This window comes from uncultured Paraglaciecola sp. (assembly GCF_913058035.1).
Classification (GTDB): Bacteria; Pseudomonadota; Gammaproteobacteria; order Enterobacterales; family Alteromonadaceae; genus Paraglaciecola.
Map to the genome: position 1 here is coordinate 19,418 of NZ_CAJXPA010000023.1, position 16,444 is coordinate 35,861.

At 39.2% G+C, this 16,444-nt stretch carries 8 protein-coding genes; 2 read left to right on the plus strand and 6 right to left on the minus strand.

Annotated features, from left to right (window positions below; translation table 11 throughout):
- Positions 1-383 precede the first annotated feature (383 nt).
- The 4 genes from QZ562_RS05000 to malQ form a co-directional block, all read right to left on the minus strand.
- On the minus strand, positions 384-2,996 hold the full coding sequence (locus QZ562_RS05000) for a TonB-dependent receptor (RefSeq protein WP_293757558.1): 2,613 nt from the start codon (positions 2,994-2,996) through the stop codon (positions 384-386).
- A gap of 430 nt (positions 2,997-3,426) precedes the next feature.
- Positions 3,427-5,505, minus strand: coding sequence for a glycogen debranching protein GlgX (gene glgX, locus QZ562_RS05005; RefSeq protein ID WP_293757560.1), 2,079 nt, complete (start codon positions 5,503-5,505; stop codon positions 3,427-3,429).
- A gap of 3 nt (positions 5,506-5,508) precedes the next feature.
- Complete coding sequence (gene glgB / locus QZ562_RS05010) at positions 5,509-7,701, minus strand: 1,4-alpha-glucan branching protein GlgB (protein WP_293757562.1); 2,193 nt, start codon at positions 7,699-7,701, stop codon at positions 5,509-5,511.
- A 51-nt stretch (positions 7,702-7,752) separates the two neighbouring features.
- Positions 7,753-9,948 (minus strand): 4-alpha-glucanotransferase, encoded by a 2,196-nt coding sequence (gene malQ / locus QZ562_RS05015; protein ID WP_293757564.1) that lies wholly within the window; start codon positions 9,946-9,948, stop codon positions 7,753-7,755.
- A 312-nt stretch (positions 9,949-10,260) separates the two neighbouring features.
- Here malQ and gap point away from each other — a divergent pair, with 312 nt between their 5' ends.
- A complete protein-coding gene (gap, locus tag QZ562_RS05020) occupies positions 10,261-11,256 on the plus strand; it encodes a type I glyceraldehyde-3-phosphate dehydrogenase (protein WP_293757566.1) in 996 nt (331 codons plus the stop codon).
- 91 nt (positions 11,257-11,347) lie between these two features.
- On the plus strand, positions 11,348-12,187 hold the full coding sequence (locus QZ562_RS05025) for a D-hexose-6-phosphate mutarotase (protein WP_293757568.1): 840 nt from the start codon (positions 11,348-11,350) through the stop codon (positions 12,185-12,187).
- A gap of 438 nt (positions 12,188-12,625) precedes the next feature.
- Here the strand turns inward: QZ562_RS05025 and pnp are convergent, their stop codons facing one another.
- Positions 12,626-14,737 (minus strand): polyribonucleotide nucleotidyltransferase, encoded by a 2,112-nt coding sequence (gene pnp / locus QZ562_RS05030; RefSeq protein WP_293757570.1) that lies wholly within the window; start codon positions 14,735-14,737, stop codon positions 12,626-12,628.
- Between the two features lie 1,125 nt (positions 14,738-15,862).
- Positions 15,863-16,444 (minus strand): CotH kinase family protein (locus tag QZ562_RS05035; RefSeq protein WP_293757572.1); only part of this gene is annotated, 582 nt, incomplete at its 5' end.

Here is a 16,444-nt window from a genome sequence, read left to right on the forward strand (position 1 = left end):
CATTCTAATCAAGGAAACAAAAAGAACCAAATTGTTGAAAATTTACAGATTATTTAAAAAGTCACTAAAAAGTCGGCGTTTGTACGTAATTTATTAACAGTTTCAGACAACTAACGAATATAAGCCTGAATAACTGTGAGCAATTGAAAAGTATTAAGCTAACTAAACATAAAAAAGATAGATCTTAGTTAAAATATGAAATTAACTTTCATAAAAATAAACAAAAATAAATCTAATTCATAACAGAATATGAAAATTCTAAATCAATAATCGTGTTGACTTAAAAAATATAGCGGTGCATGCAACATTGCATACACCGCTATCAATACTTTCTAAAAATTATATTTTAAAATAATTTAAGCCTTAATATCGCGACCCTATTTCTAGAAACTGATACTTACTTTTCCATACACATAACGCCCCGTGAAGCCAAACGGAGAAAAACCTGAATAAGAAAATAAACGAGAGAAGGTGGTGACGTCGTCAACCAACTCTCGGGTTGGATCAGGGTAAACGTCAAGTAAATTATTTGCACCAAAACTGGCAGTAACATTGTCAGTTATGGTGTAATTTATATCTAAGTCAGTCACCCATTTTTCAGATAACACTTCATTTCTGGCAGGATTATTAGAAGGGTCTTGGGTTTCGCCATAACGAGTAGTGCGTAAGGTTACATACCATTTATCCAATGACCATGCCGCACTTAGATTCAACTTGTTTTCGGGTGAACCTACCTCAAAGCGACGCAACTCATTACCAGAAAACAAATTATCTTGATCAAAACCAGCAGCCTGAAGCACTGCTGGAGGAGCAATAATGTCTGTCACTTCGTTATCATTAATATTCAACCCCGCGTTAAATAAAACATTCCCCATATCCTCTATGTCTAAGGAATAGGTAGCAATGATATCGATCCCTTTAGTCTTACTCTCGATAGCATTTAAGAAGAATCTACCGCGGTTAGCGCCCGTACCTTTAAGTAACCCTGATACTGCATCTCCAGATAGATTATTCGAAAGTACGATCCGATCTTTCAATCTAATCTGATAATAATCTACTGATAAACTAAATTCAGATACAGGCGTCCAGGTGAAACCATTACTGAAACTTACTGAGTTTTCTGCATCCAAACCCGGTGAGCCTAGAGCCAAAGCTACGTCACTGTTAGGTGAAAAAGTGCCCGTTTGTGTTGGAACAGCATCTACAAAAATAGTGGCTATAGAAGTAAAGAATTGTTGCTGCAAAGACGGTGCTCTAAATCCTGTAGAGACTGAACCTCGTATAGCAAACTCATCGGTTACACTAATACGATGCGCAAATTTACTATTAAAAGTTGAGCCGAAATCTGAATAGTCTTCGAATCGTCCCGCGACTGTAATATTCCATATATCAGTAACATCCGCCTCTAAGTCCACATATAAACTGACATTATGGCGGCTATTATCACTTGCAGAAGCTGGTGAGAATCCTGGGAATACCTGCGAGCCAGATGCACCAAAAGGTCCATTAACGGGATCAGTCTGATCACCACCTGGGCCAAAGGCTCCTCTTTGATATGAGGCAGTATCGCCGGCTTTAATCTCGTATCCTTCACGCCTATATTCTGCTCCAAATGCAACGTTTAGACCGTTAGGAAAAAAGTCTACATCAATTTCACGACTCAAATCTGCGTTTAGAGTAAGTTGATCGTAAATCAAACTTCCTGCATTAAATTCAGTTTGACTAGACGGTCCAAACGAAGTATTTAAGCTATTGGTAACCCCAAAATTAAAGTCATCATTTCCGTAAACAGCTGATGTATCGTAGTTCCACCCACCGGCATATCCGCGCACACCGATAGCTACAGAGAAATCATTAATATCCGAAGTAATAACGGGTAAAAATCCGTCTGGATAAATAGCTAATACATTTCGGCTATCTTTAGCTCTTCGATAAAAACCGCCTCCCTCACCTCCTCTGGCGCTGTATGAGCCAAAAGCATATAACTCAGCATCGTCTGTCAGGTAATATCCTGCATTAATGAACAACGCAAAATCGTCAACTTCACCGTTACCAAAATTATGATTGTATCGATTAACCGTTAATTCCTGAGGGTCGAGGGTGCCATCAACCAAACGCGCATAGTTTTCACGCTCATCATAATCAGCACGATTTGCCGCACCTCTTCCACGGTACTCGGCAGAAACATTAACGAATCCATCATCACCTAATGCAAAACCTTTATTAAGTCTTAACGTTAATGTTTGTCCGTCGGTAACCTTTCTGTCACTGCCGCGAGTAAAAGCTAAGTTACCTTCGGCTCCTACTGATACATTTTCTAATTGAGCTACACCATCCATACTCGTGACATTGGCACCATAAGTAATAGATACTGTGCCACCGGAGTCAGCATTTTTTAAAACAATATTGATGACGCCAGCGATAGCATCAGAACCATATTGTGCAGCAGCACCATCACGTAATATTTCGATACGTTCGATAGCATTTGCTGGGATCGCATTTAAATCAACAGCGGAAGAACCACGTCCAGATGAACCATTTAAGTTGAGTAAGGCGCTACTATGTCTGCGTTTTCCATTTACGAGGACAAGTGTATGGTCAGGTGCTAATCCTCGTAATTGAGCAGGCCTTACATGATCTGTTCCGTCAGTGATGGAAGGCTGAGGAAAATTAAAACTGGGTAACAAGGCTCCTAAAAGCATATTAGTTTCTGTTAAACCAGAGCGACTTAATGTATCTGTGTCAATAATATCTATTGGAACAGGGCTATCTTCAATAGAACGACCTAAGCGTCTTGAACCCAAAATACTAATTTTTTCCATAGATGTATCTGGTGCAAGAGTTGGTTGAGCGATGGTCTGTTGATCAAAAGACTCTTGTGCAAAAGACTCTTGTGCAAAAACAGTCTGAATGCTGGCAGTTAGATAAGACGCGCTCAAAACAGAAGCAATTTTCAACGTTCTAAATGGGAGTGTATTTTTCAGTGTGTGTCTCATTCTTTGTATATTCCTTTTCAAGCAGTGTTGAAGGTATTCATTTTAATTATAGAAAAGTGATATTTGATAGTGCTGGTCCATGTTTAAGGGTTAGGGGACTGCGTCTCTAATCGCATGAATTGCGCTATATTGTGTCTACTCTTGACTTATTTTGAGCCACGTCAATAAGTAAGAGAACATTGCTATTCCCAGCTATAAATCAATTTTTTAAATAAAGTAAAAGGCGGTTTTCACTAGAGATACAAGCATAGGCTCATGACATTCAATACTAGACATTTTTGGATAAAGAAGATGAGCACCCCTAATTCGAGCACTCAATAAACTTAAACCAAAATCGCAGCCAATATTTTGGCTGAAATTTTTAACTGTGGCTTTTCCTTACGAGGTTACATACGTAGATTAATTAGAAAAGTACACAACACAAAGAAAATCAATCATCAACACTGCATTTAAATACACATATACTTCTGTAAGCTTGCATATGCACTTGCCTGATAAGTATATTAGGTTGCTCAGACCATCTGGCATACCGAGTATCTAACATGATTTGCCAGGCCGTATCTGTACCTAGATCCGGTAAATGAAAACGTACATCGTGCTCGCTAGCATTGAATACCAGCAGCCAATGTTCATGTTGTGCAGTTGCATCGCTATGCGTTCCACAAAGCTCCACTGCGAAAGCTTGGTTATTGTGATCCCGCCAGTCATCTTCTAGTTTTCTCTCACCGTCTGGTCGATACCAATTAATTTTTTCGACGTTATGTCCCAGCGAATAGTTGTCATCCTTTAAATTAAGGTGATTAAGCATTACGCTACTTTTGCGTAATGATATCGCCTGTTGGCAGAAGGTTAAAAAGTCTTGTTTTTGCTGATTTAATGTCCAATCAAGCCAACTAATAGCATTATCTTGGCAATAGGCGTTGTTGTTGCCTTGTTGGCTTCGGCTCAACTCATCACCGCCAAGCATATGCGGGATCCCTTGAGACAGCATCAAAGTAGCAAACATGTTGCGTTTTTGCCGTTCGCGCATAGCAAGTATTTTTGTATCTGTAGTGGGGCCTTCAACACCAAAGTTAGCTGACACATTGTGTCCATGGCCATCACGGTTTTGTTCGCCATTTGCTTCATTGTGCCGTTCGGCATAACTGACTAAATCTTGTAACGTAAAACCATCATGGTAACTAACGTTGTTGACTGATGTGAGAATCGATCGCGCTTCTTTAGGAAACACATCACGTGAGCCTAACAGCCGGGTAGCAAAATCGCTGATATGACCTTTATCACCTCGCCAAAATGACCTTACCGTATCTCGATATTTGTCATTACATTCAAGCCAATTTGACGGAAACTGCCCTAAACGGTAACCACCATGGCCGATATCCCAAGGCTCAGCAATTAACTTAGAATTGATCAACACCGGATCTTGACGAATAGTTCGGAAAAAACCAGACATACTTGAAAATTCATAAGGATCTCGACCTAAACTGGCGGCTAAATCAAAACGAAAACCATCCACCCCCATCTCTGTTGTCCAATAACGTAGAGCATCCATGACCATTTTGAGTACATAAGGAAAAGCTGTATTTACACTGTTACCACAGCCTGAATTATTGACATATTTGTTGTAATCTACGGCTCCATATTCGTTACACTCAAATAAATAACATGAAGAATTATCAAACCCTTTAAATGACAATATTTGTCCGTCTAAGCCTCCTTCAGCAGTATGATTAAACACTACGTCTAAAATCACTTCTATGCCCGCTTCGTGCAAAGCGTTCAGCATCGTCTTAAATTCAGCTACGCCATCGTCAACCACGTACCTAGGATCAGGACAAAAATAATTAACAGGATTGTAACCCCAATAGTTTGTTAGACCTTTATTGGTGATGTAGGGCTCCGGCATAAAAGCGGCCACCGGCATCAGTTGAATAGCAGTAATGCCTAATAATTTTAGATGATTAACAATTGCTGGTTGACACACGCCTAAAAATTTACCTTTGTATTGATCAGGTACATCGGGATGAAGCTGAGTTAAACCTTTAACGTGAGCTTCATAAATGACAGTTTGATCCAAGGGTATCCTAGGTTTTTGGCTTTTAGGAAGATAGGACATAGGCTTTTGAACGATACACTTAGGTATCATGAATTGGCTATCACCATCGTACTGAGTTTCATTCCATACAGCAGGCCTATTCAATGCTTTTGCGTAAGGGTCAATAAGTAACTTTTGATGATCAAATTTTAACCCCATATTCAGGTGGTTTTCGCCTATTACCCTATACCCGTACAATTGGCCAGCTTGAACATTATCGAGCTGGCAATGCCAAATTTTTCCAGTTTTTGCCGGCATAACAATAACAATAAGCTGTTCTTCAGTGTCTTTGTCAAACAGACACAACTCTACACCATCGGCACTTGGACAATGCACAGCAAAATTACATCCACCCTCGACCATATTGGCACCAAGAGGATGAGGTTGACCATTTGAAATGCAAAAATTGGACATTATTCAGCCCTTAAATAAAATAAATAAACTTGCTAATGGAGGCAAATTGACCTCGATAGAATAAGGCTGTTCGTTCCAAGGCTCTGCAACTGACTGCATTTTTTTATCGGTTTTATAAGCACTACCCCAGTATTTGTTGTCATCCGAATTCAAAATAAGTTGGTAAGCACCTTTATCCTGAACCCCTAACTTAAACTTTTTGTATGCAATAGGTGTAAAGTTAAGTAACACATACATCTTTTGCTTGGCATCGGTAGACTTGCGCAGCACAGACAAAATACTTTGGTCCGCATTGCCATGGTCAATCCATTCAAACCCTTCTTTGTTATGGTCTAATTCGTAAAGTGCGGGGTATTTGCGATACGCATGATTTAAATCACGATATAAGTTTTGAATTCCTTGATGTTTTTTGTACTCAAGTAAATGCCAATTAATCGAACTATCATGATTCCACTCTACGGATTGACCAATTTCATTACCCATAAAATTAAGCTTCTTGCCCGGGTGCGCATACATAAAACCAGCATAGGCGCGAAGATTAGCCGCTTGTTGCCACTCATCACCCGGCATTTTACGCAGTAATGAACCTTTACCATGAACCACTTCATCATGGGAGATAGGCAATACAAAGCTTTCATCAAATGCATACACCATAGAAAAGGTGATTTCATTATGGTGATAACGTCTGTACGAAGGATCTTTAGCAATATAATGCAACGAATCATGCATCCAGCCCATATTCCATTTAAAACCAAAGCCCAAACCGCCTTCAAACACAGGCCGTGATACTTTTGGAAAAGAAGTCGACTCTTCCGCAATAGTCATCGCATTGGGAAACTTCTCGTAGACTTCTTTGTTCATCCATTTCAATAAACTGATAGCCTCATAATTATGGTTACCCCCATCTACATTGGGGATCCATTCCCCCTCTTCTCGGGAATAATCTAGGTATAACATGGATGCCACAGCATCAACCCTTAATCCATCAATATGATATTTATCCAGCCAAAATAACGCATTTGCTACTAGAAACTGACGCACAGTGTCTTTGCCATAGTCGTAGATGCATGAATTCCAATCTGGATGCCAACCTTTGCGTGGGTCTTCGTATTCGTATACGTGAGTACCATCAAACCTGCCTAATCCATGGCCGTCTTCAGGAAAATGGGCAGGCACCCAGTCAATGATCACCCCGATATTATGTTGATGACATTGATCGACAAAAAATTTGAAATCATCGGGCGTTCCAAATCGACTACTTGGTGCAAACAACCCGACTGGCTGATAGCCCCAAGATCCATCAAAAGGAAACTCAGAAACAGGTAGCATTTCAATATGGGTGTAACCCATATCTTTAATATACGGTATTAACTGTTGTGCTAGCTCTCGATAACTTAGATAGGTTTGTGCAGAGTCAGCGTCTGGTCGTTTCCATGAAGCCAAATGTAATTCATAGATACTCATAGGCTGATGATATTTATCTTTCTTAGCTTGTTTTAACCAAGCCTTGTCTTGCCAATCATATTGTTCGTGGTCGAATACGACAGAAGTATGTGAAGGATATTGCTCAGCGAAGAAACCAACAGGATCTGCTTTGTGAGGTAAGTCATTACCCGCAGCATCTTTAATTTGGTATTTATATTTTGCTCCAGCTTCAATGCCCGGTACGACTAAAACCCAATAACCAAAATCGGTTTTTTGCATGGGTAAACACGAGCCATCCCAATAATTAAACTCACCTATTAAGGATACAGCACTGGCATTGGGTGCAAATACTGCAAAACGTGTTGCTTGAATAGGCGCGGCTAAACCTACATCTAGCTCGATAAGTTGTGCGCCTAGTTGTTGATAAACGTTTTGTGCGCCGTGGTCAATAAAATGCACAGCGTGATAAGCCTCATCTTGAAATTGATAAGGATCAACAACCTGATAGTGTCCTTGTTTATTGGCGACTTCGAATGCATAAAATTGCGGTGCTTGTTTCACCTTAAATTCACCACGGAATAAATGACTATTGTTGACTTTTTTTAAAGTGCCAATCGGCTTACTCGACGTTAAATCAATAACGTTAACTTTTTCAGCATTGGGCAACCAAGTTGTGATAGTAAATATGCTGTTTGATGGCTGAAAATCAGCACCCAAATGAGTAAAAGGAAATGTACACTTAGCTTGATTTAGTGTTTGTTCTAGCTGCATTTTTTCACCTTGTTAAGGGTGGCTCAGATGATCAGTGAGCCACAGTCTATTTTACTTAGAGGCGTGTTTTCTTGCCTCTGTTAAATTGGCCGCAAGCTCATTTAATGAACTATCATTAAAAATGTCCTGTAAATTACGCGTTAATTTGCGTCGCCAATTGGGGTACTCATTAAACGTACCAGGGATATTAACTGGTTTATCCATTTCTAACCAATCTTCTAACTGTAGGCTGAGCAGTGCACTTGAACCACTGGCCATATGTAACTGCATTCCAAAGTTTAACGCTTTACTCATTTTTACATTATGCACATCACGACCCACCTCGTCATTAATCGAATGATGGCCATGCAAAGTATCCAAAATGGACTGCTTGTTATGATGTCTGCTGGCATACAAGGTACTTAAAATATCTTCAGCAGGATATATCCCTAATTCTTTACCTAACGTCAAGTCATCACAATGCCAATAACCTGCCAAAGTAGGCATGTCGTGGGTGGTTAGTGTAGACATGGATTGTTCTGGGTAGTGGGAAGGTGAGAAAAAACCTCCGTCTGGTGCTTGTTCAAAAAAGAATACACGATAAGAATAAACGCCATTATCTGCTAATTTAGCTCTTATTTCGTCTGGTACCGTGCCTAAGTCTTCACCAATGACTAAACTCTGATGTCTGTGACTTTCCAATGCTAAAATAGCTAATAAATCGTCTACTGGATAATATACATAGCCACCTTTTTTGGCGTCATCACCTTTTACTACCCACCATAATCTTAATAATGCCATTACATGGTCAATACGCAGAGCGCCGGTGGCTCGCATATTAGCATCAAACATTTCAATAATTGGCTGATATTGTTGTTCAAAAAGTTTTTCAGGATCCATTGGGGGTAATCCCCAATTTTGTCCTAACGGGCCTAATATATCCGGTGGTGCGCCAACACTTGCTTCAGTACAATATAATTCTTTGTTACCCCAAATTTCTGCACTGCCTTCACTGACTCCTACCGCTAAATCTCGGTATAAACCGATTAGCATATTACTTTTTTGTGCCACTTGATTGGCCATTTCAAGCTGTAACGCCGCTTGCCATTGAAGCCATAGAAAGAACTTCACTCTTTTAGCATGTTTTTTAGTAAACGTTTTAACCGCTGGATTATGAAAGTCTGAAAATTCTGTTGGAAAAACAGGCCAGCCACTAAAGGGTTTTTGTTGTGCCGCGAGACTTTCTTGCAGTGCATCGTAAACAGCTAAAGTCTGCAGACTATCACCACCATCAGCAACAAAGGCTTTAAATACTTTATTTAACCGAGTGTTTTTGGATAAGTACTGGCTATTTTGATACTCAAACACTTTTTCTAAGGCGTTTAACTTTAGTTTAGTCACTAACTGATAATCGACCAAATCAGCGGCTCTAGCATTTTGTAACTGTTGCTGAAAACTGACATCGTTAACTATAGCTTGTGTACTGTCTTGCTGATAACCATCCAGTGATGTCACATCGATGTAAATAAAGTTTAACCAGCGACGAGAAGAGGGCCCATATGGACTACAAGCATCTGCATTAGAGGGGTACAAAGCATGAATAGGATTGAGGCCAACAAATTGTGCACCTTGTTTGGCTAACTTTTCTACTAAAAATGATAGATCTGAAAAATCGCCTATTCCCCAATTATGGTCGCTGCGCAAACAATACAACTGAATACTCAATCCCCATACTTTTTTACCTTCGGCCAATACCTTAGGTTTAAAGCATGAAGACGGTGCAATAATAAGTCGCATACTGCCTAATACATCGTCATCTATAACAATTGATAAGGTGTGATATCCCAATGGTAATTGCATTGGAATATCAATGAGATACTCTTGAAATTCAATATCTTCAATATGTGCTACATTCGCCAATTGCCCGTCAATGGGTACAAATGGATGCTCAAAGACGTCACCCAGTTCAGTACTCACTTTTGCTACATAATCATCTGTCACCAATTCAATCGGGAGACGCACTACAATTTTTAAATGTTCTTCAATACGCAAAACCTGTACCGGATTTAACACCGATAACCAGGTCTGATTACTACTATCTTGAACTTGTTTCAGCAACAAATCAGGTTCGTCAACCGGATAACCCATTGCAGACAACAACTTGCTTTTTGTTGCAGGCTCTATACTTGTTGGTCTGCCCCAAGCATCGTGGTAGTTAGATTCAATTCCACGATATTCTACTAATTGATCGAGTAACGAAGACGTCATAAACACTTTATTCCTATGCAAATTTGACTGTGGCCCATTGACCTTTCACAAATACCTTTAAATCAGAGGTACATACTTAACCATAATATAGCGCTTTACGTAGCAGAACTTTATCAGCTAAAACGCATCGTCGGTGACAATTAAAATGTTTGCAATAACAATTTTTGTAATTTAATAACATATTAACCTGAATATTTTGCCTTGCTAGGCTATTTAGTTCATAATTCTGTAATAATATTTCAGAAGGTGTTGTCACCTTTCTTAATAACCTTATTTGGACATTCAGTTTAAAAAAGCTCAGAGGATTAATATATGACAATAAAAGTAGGTATCAATGGCTTTGGCCGAATAGGTCGATTTGTATTTCGCGCAGCATGTGAACGTAACGACATTGAAATAGTCGGTATCAACGACCTTTTAGATGCAGACTACATGGCGTATATGCTTAAGTATGATTCCACACATGGCAAGTTTAAAGGGACTGTTGAGGTTGCAGATGGGCAGTTAATTGTTAATGATAAAATTGTTCGTGTGACTGCCGAGCGCAATCCTGCAGATTTAGCTTGGGATGAAATTGGTGTTGATGTAGTAGTTGAAGCTACGGGCTTATTTTTGACAGATGAAACAGCACGTAAACATATTCAAGCAGGAGCTAAAAAAGTTGTACTTTCTGCACCTTCTAAAGATGCTATACCCATGTTTGTTATGGGTGTAAACCATAATGAGTATGCTGGCCAAGATATAGTGTCTAACGCATCATGCACTACTAACTGCCTAGCGCCTTTAGCTAAAGTGCTTAATGACAACTTCGGTATAGTTGATGGATTAATGACAACTGTGCATGCAACTACTGCCACACAAAAAACGGTTGATAGCCCATCGTCAAAAGACTGGCGCGGTGGCCGTGGTGCTTCTCAGAACATCATTCCATCTTCAACAGGTGCAGCTAAGGCTGTTGGTAAAGTTATTCCAGAATTAAACGGTAAATTAACGGGTATGGCCTTCCGCGTACCCACTGCTAATGTATCAGTGGTTGATTTAACCGTAAACTTGGCTAAACCCGCTACATACGCAGAAATATGTACAGCCATGAAAGATGCCTCTGAGGGCGATATGAAGGGTGTAATGGGTTACACCGAAGATGCAGTAGTATCACAAGACTTTATTGGTGATATACGCACGTCGATATTTGATGCTACAGCAGGTATCGCATTAACTGACACATTCGTAAAGTTGGTTGCTTGGTATGACAACGAAATCGGTTACTCAAATAAAGTATTAGATTTGGTTACTCACATCAGTAAATAATCAACAAAATTAAATAAATGTGTTAAAAGGGCGATTATCTAATCTTAGATAGTCGCCCTTTTTGATCCATCAACCATTATAGAGCTTCCATATGTTACTAACTGACTCAATCTCAATGACTACTCGTGACAGCGTTCAGGTATTACAAATTGATAACGCATTAGCTAAAGCTGAAATATCACTTTTTGGTGGACATCTTTTAAGCTTTATTCCTAAACATGATCATCGTGAACGATTATGGGTCAGTGACAAGGCAATATTCGACGGTAAAAAAGCGATCCGAGGTGGCATACCGATCTGCTGGCCTTGGTTTGGTGATCATTCATGCAATACTGACCTGGCATCTCACGGTTATGTAAGGACACAAACATGGCAGGTCCTTAATTCCGAAGAAACAAATTTGGGAACAACCATTTCTCTAAAGCCACTCACTAGTGCGGGTGATGGTTTTGAGTATCACGCACAACTCATATTAGTGGTGCATATAGGGCATCAGTTAAGCATACAATTGCGCACTACAAACCTAGGTGAAGAACCTTTTACTTATAACTGCGCCCTGCATACTTATTTTTTCATTTCAAATATCAATCAGTGTGAGTTGTTAGGTTTGTCTGCACAATACACAGATAAAAATCGCGATTACCAAATGTTTGGTACACCTCAGCCCTACCGATTCTTTGAAGAAACAGACAGGGTGCATTTGCAGCAGCCAAGAAATCTCACAATTATCGACGAACAGAGCAAAACTGACATACTTTCTTCAGGCCATGACAGCATTGTGGTGTGGAATCCATGGCAAGATAAATCCATCAGTATGGAAGATATGACTGACGATAGTTACCTGACAATGTTATGTGTTGAAACAGCGATTACTCAAGGACAAAAAGTTTTGTCAGGAGCCACACATGTGCTTGAACAAGTGGTTAAATAATGTCTTTCATTAGTTAGGGTATATGCATTTTATTATTAGTTAACTGTCCAATAATATGCTGCCCATTAATTAGCTGTTTCTTAATTAGCTAACCTTAAAAGATGGGGATATCACTTGTCAGCTTAATCATAACCTGATTCAAAAAGCACGTTCTATCTTGACCAACTTGGATAAAAAAACACGTTAAACGAAGCTTAGTTTTAAGGCTCTAAACAGCCAAAAGGAGGCTTAGGTATGACATCAATGCTATGACCTAATTACTAATCAAGGTCTAGTTCATATTGATGGCTAGTAAAATTATTAAAAATAGCTTTTTATAACGCTTATTAATATTTACCAAGCTAATATCGACAAGCAAGATTTTAGATAATCAGATTCGGTTAATAAAAAAGGAGCCTTCCGGCTCCTTTTTTTAAAAGTTAAACATCAGTTAACTGATTATTCGTTACCTTCAGCAGGTGCTGCTGGTTTCTCAATCAGATCTTTGATGCTTAAACGTATACGGTTTTGACGATCGATTTCAACAACCTTAACGTCTAAAATTTGACCTTCTTCTAAGAAGTCAGATACCTTGTTTACACGTTCGTGAGCGATTTGTGAAATATGCACTAGGCCTTCTTTGCCAGGTAAAATTTCAACAAACGCACCAAAATCAACAATACGTGTCACTTTACCTGAATAAGTCTTACCAGATTCAACTTCAGCGGTGACTTGTTCAATCTTAGCAATAGCAATTTGAGCTTTAGCGAGTTCTGTAGCAAAAATCTTAATAGTACCGTCATCTTCAATTTCGATATTACATTCAGATGCCTCAGTGATAGCACGGATCATTGCGCCACCTTTACCGATTACGTCACGAATTTTTTCTTTGTCGACCTGCATCTTATAGATACGCGGAGCAAACTCAGACATTTCTTCACGGTGACCAGAAATTGCTTGGTCCATGACACCTAGAATATGTAAACGGGCCTCTTTAGCTTGCTTCAAAGCAACTTGCATGATTTCTTGAGTGATACCCTCGATCTTAATATCCATCTGAAGTGCAGTAATACCACCAGAAGTACCAGCAACTTTAAAGTCCATATCGCCTAAGTGATCTTCATCGCCCAATATGTCAGATAGAACAACGAAGTTTTCGTCATTTTTCACTAGGCCCATTGCGATACCCGCAACAGAAGCTTTAATTGGAACACCAGCGTCCATTAATGCCAACGAAGTACCGCAGACGGATGCCATTGAAGATGAACCATTTGACTCAGTGATTTCAGATACGACGCGAACCACATATGGGAATTCTTTTTCAGACGGCATAACCGCTTGAATACCACGTTTTGCTAAACGACCATGGCCGATTTCACGACGCTTAGGAGATCCTACAAAACCTGTTTCGCCCACGCAGTATGGAGGAAAGTTATAATGCAACATGAAACGACTATCAGTTTTTCCACTTAGGCCATCAATCATCTGTGCATCACGCTCTGTGCCAAGAGTGGCCGCAACGATTGCTTGTGTTTCACCACGAGTAAACAAAGCTGAACCGTGAGTTCTAGGTAGCAGACCAGTCGCAACATTTAATGCACGGATCATCGCAGGATCACGACCATCGATACGTGGCTGACCAGCTAGAATACGTGAACGTACAACGTCACTTTCTAACTCATGCATCATTTCTGATACTTCTTTAGGATTTTGATTTTCATCAGCGGCGACGATTGCTTCAACGGTTTTGCTAGTCAAAGCGTTGATTGCGTCTTTACGCTCCATTTTATCAGAAACCTGATAGGCTTCTGTCATGCCAGCTTCAGCTAATTCTTTTACTTGGTTTTTAAGCGCAGTATTTTCTGGTTCGCCTTGCCAATTCCACGAAGGAGTATTTACTTCAGCAGCAAACTCAGCTACAGCTCCAATAACGGTTTGTAATTGCTCATGACCATACATGACAGCACCCAGCATCACTTCTTCAGATAAAATGTCTGCTTCAGATTCAACCATCAATACCGCGTTTTTAGTACCAGCAACCACTAAGTCTAATTGACTGGCTTCAAGTTCAGATGTGCGAGTATTTAATACATATTTTTCATCCGTGTAACCAACACGTGCAGCACCGATAGGGCCATTAAAAGGCATACCAGAAATTGCTAGTGCGGCAGATGCACCAATGAGTGAAATAATGTCAGTTGGAATTTCAGGGTTAGCTGAAACAACTGTGATGATGATTTGAACTTCGTTCATAAACCCATTTGGGAATAAAGGACGAATTGGACGGTCAATCAGACGAGACGTTAGCGTTTCGTATTCAGAAGGACGACCTTCACGCTTAAAGAATCCACCAGGGATTTTACCAGCAGCGTAAGTTTTCTCTTGATAGTTAACCGTCAATGGGAAGAAGTCTTGACCTGGTTTAGTATTCTTTTTACCAACAACAGAAACCAATACACAAGTATCATCCATACTTGCCATTACAGCTGCGGTGGCTTGACGAGCGATTACGCCCGTTTCTAGAGTCACAGTATGCTGACCATACTGAAAAGTTTTAGTAATAGGAGTCATTTTTTTCCTTTAGATAATTTTTAAACTGCCCCACTTAAGGCAATACACTTTTTGCTTTCTTTATATCGCTTTCAATTGCGGCGCATAGTATAGCGGGTCACTCTGGCTAAAAATAGTAAATGCCCTGAATTAACTACAAAAATCGCACTTTATTCACACATATATAGCTAAGTAACCCGAACTTAATCAACAGATCAATTTATTTGAATGATTATAAGATATAAAAATTGAACATCGCCAGCAACTTGCTCAAATAAGCCTAATCATTAAAGTTATTGCTAATTTAAAAGTTATGTGGGGATGATGTTTAATGGTGGTGAAATGAATAGAGTAATAGTTTTAGGCATAAAAACGATTAAGTATATGGTAGTAATCACTTACACAACCATCTAATGCCTAACAACAAAACCCCTAAAATTCAGGGCTATGGACTTGTTGTGTCGGTCATATTCAACCCAGAGGTGTCAGGTTTTATGAGCTCTACAAGAAACTATGGTTGGGGTGGCACGCCGTCAACTTACTTCAGAATCGATCCACAGGAGAAAATAATAATGATCTCCATAACTTAGTTTGTACCCTTTGGTTTTCATCGTTATCACGATGACTTTAGAAACCTGGTTTATCAAGCTTTAGTAGATTAAAACAGCTCGTAAAGTACTCTTTTACATCTTCTGGTTTAACTTTGAACTAAAGATATGAACTACATAGGTACGGAAAGCGATACTGGTTCTAATCATTCGTTTATTGATGTTGTAACCAAAAAAGACGTTACAATAGTCTAAATAGCACTTAAATGGGATTATTGCTGAACTTCATAACTGTCTGTTTGGCACCTAGTTTTTATCAACCATTACTAGGTTGGCAGGTGCTATTCAGTTATGTTGCTAATGCCTGTTTGGTTTTATTTTGACTAATAAATTGGGTACCAAAAAACTCGGTACATTTATAGTAATAGGCGAAAAATAATTTCGCTAATTTCACAATAATCCCAACCAAACACTCATTATTATAATCAACGGCAAACGTTTCTCACCTAACCAAAAATACATCACTTTTCAGTAACAATCATATCCTAATTCTTTTTTATGGCCTATTTGTTGTCTTTAAAAACCAACACTAAGGGAACTAAAGATTGTTCAAAGCACCATCTAACCAAGTCATTCTCTGCGCATACCATGTTTTCAGTTGGTTAACCTCTTCGCTGTAAGTGTCAAACACCAAGGGATTCGGCCAAACATAATTGCCCAAGGTATTCCATTTAGTATCGTTTTCTTGTTGCGCCAGATTTAACTTGTCAGCATAGTCGTCGATTTTATCCAAAATTAAATTTTGATTGACTTTAAAATAAGCAAAACGGGTTTTAACCTTCTCGAGAAAGACACTATCGGTAAATAATCTGGCGATCCATGGATTGTCTTTCACCCAAAACCCCTGCGCATAACGAGAATCAGCGTAGTTCACATTGCCAAAAGACAAATCAAAGTCCCATAGCGGCCCCATTTTAATTTTTTGACCTGGCACTAAATTAAAATAAATGCTGGAAAAAAATTTAGAGTCAACGTTTTTTGTTATTTCACTGATTAGATACCAATCTACAAAACTATCGACATCTATGTATTTGGCATAGCCATTAATTGGATCTGTAAAGTTTGAAGAAAATAGAGCTGATTCAAATTCATTGATGTAACTTTTAATATAATCATATTG

Bases quoted from the DNA above. Each gene is read 5' to 3' on its own strand.
- QZ562_RS05025 (WP_293757568.1), top strand. From the start codon at position 11,348: ATGTTACTAACTGACTCAATCTCAATGACTACTCGTGACAGCGTTCAG.
- malQ (WP_293757564.1), bottom strand. From the start codon at position 9,948: ATGACGTCTTCGTTACTCGATCAATTAGTAGAATATCGTGGAATTGAA.
- gap (WP_293757566.1), top strand. From the start codon at position 10,261: ATGACAATAAAAGTAGGTATCAATGGCTTTGGCCGAATAGGTCGATTT.
- glgB (WP_293757562.1), bottom strand. From the start codon at position 7,701: ATGCAGCTAGAACAAACACTAAATCAAGCTAAGTGTACATTTCCTTTT.
- glgX (WP_293757560.1), bottom strand. From the start codon at position 5,505: ATGTCCAATTTTTGCATTTCAAATGGTCAACCTCATCCTCTTGGTGCC.
- pnp (WP_293757570.1), bottom strand. From the start codon at position 14,737: ATGACTCCTATTACTAAAACTTTTCAGTATGGTCAGCATACTGTGACT.
- QZ562_RS05000 (WP_293757558.1), bottom strand. From the start codon at position 2,996: ATGAGACACACACTGAAAAATACACTCCCATTTAGAACGTTGAAAATT.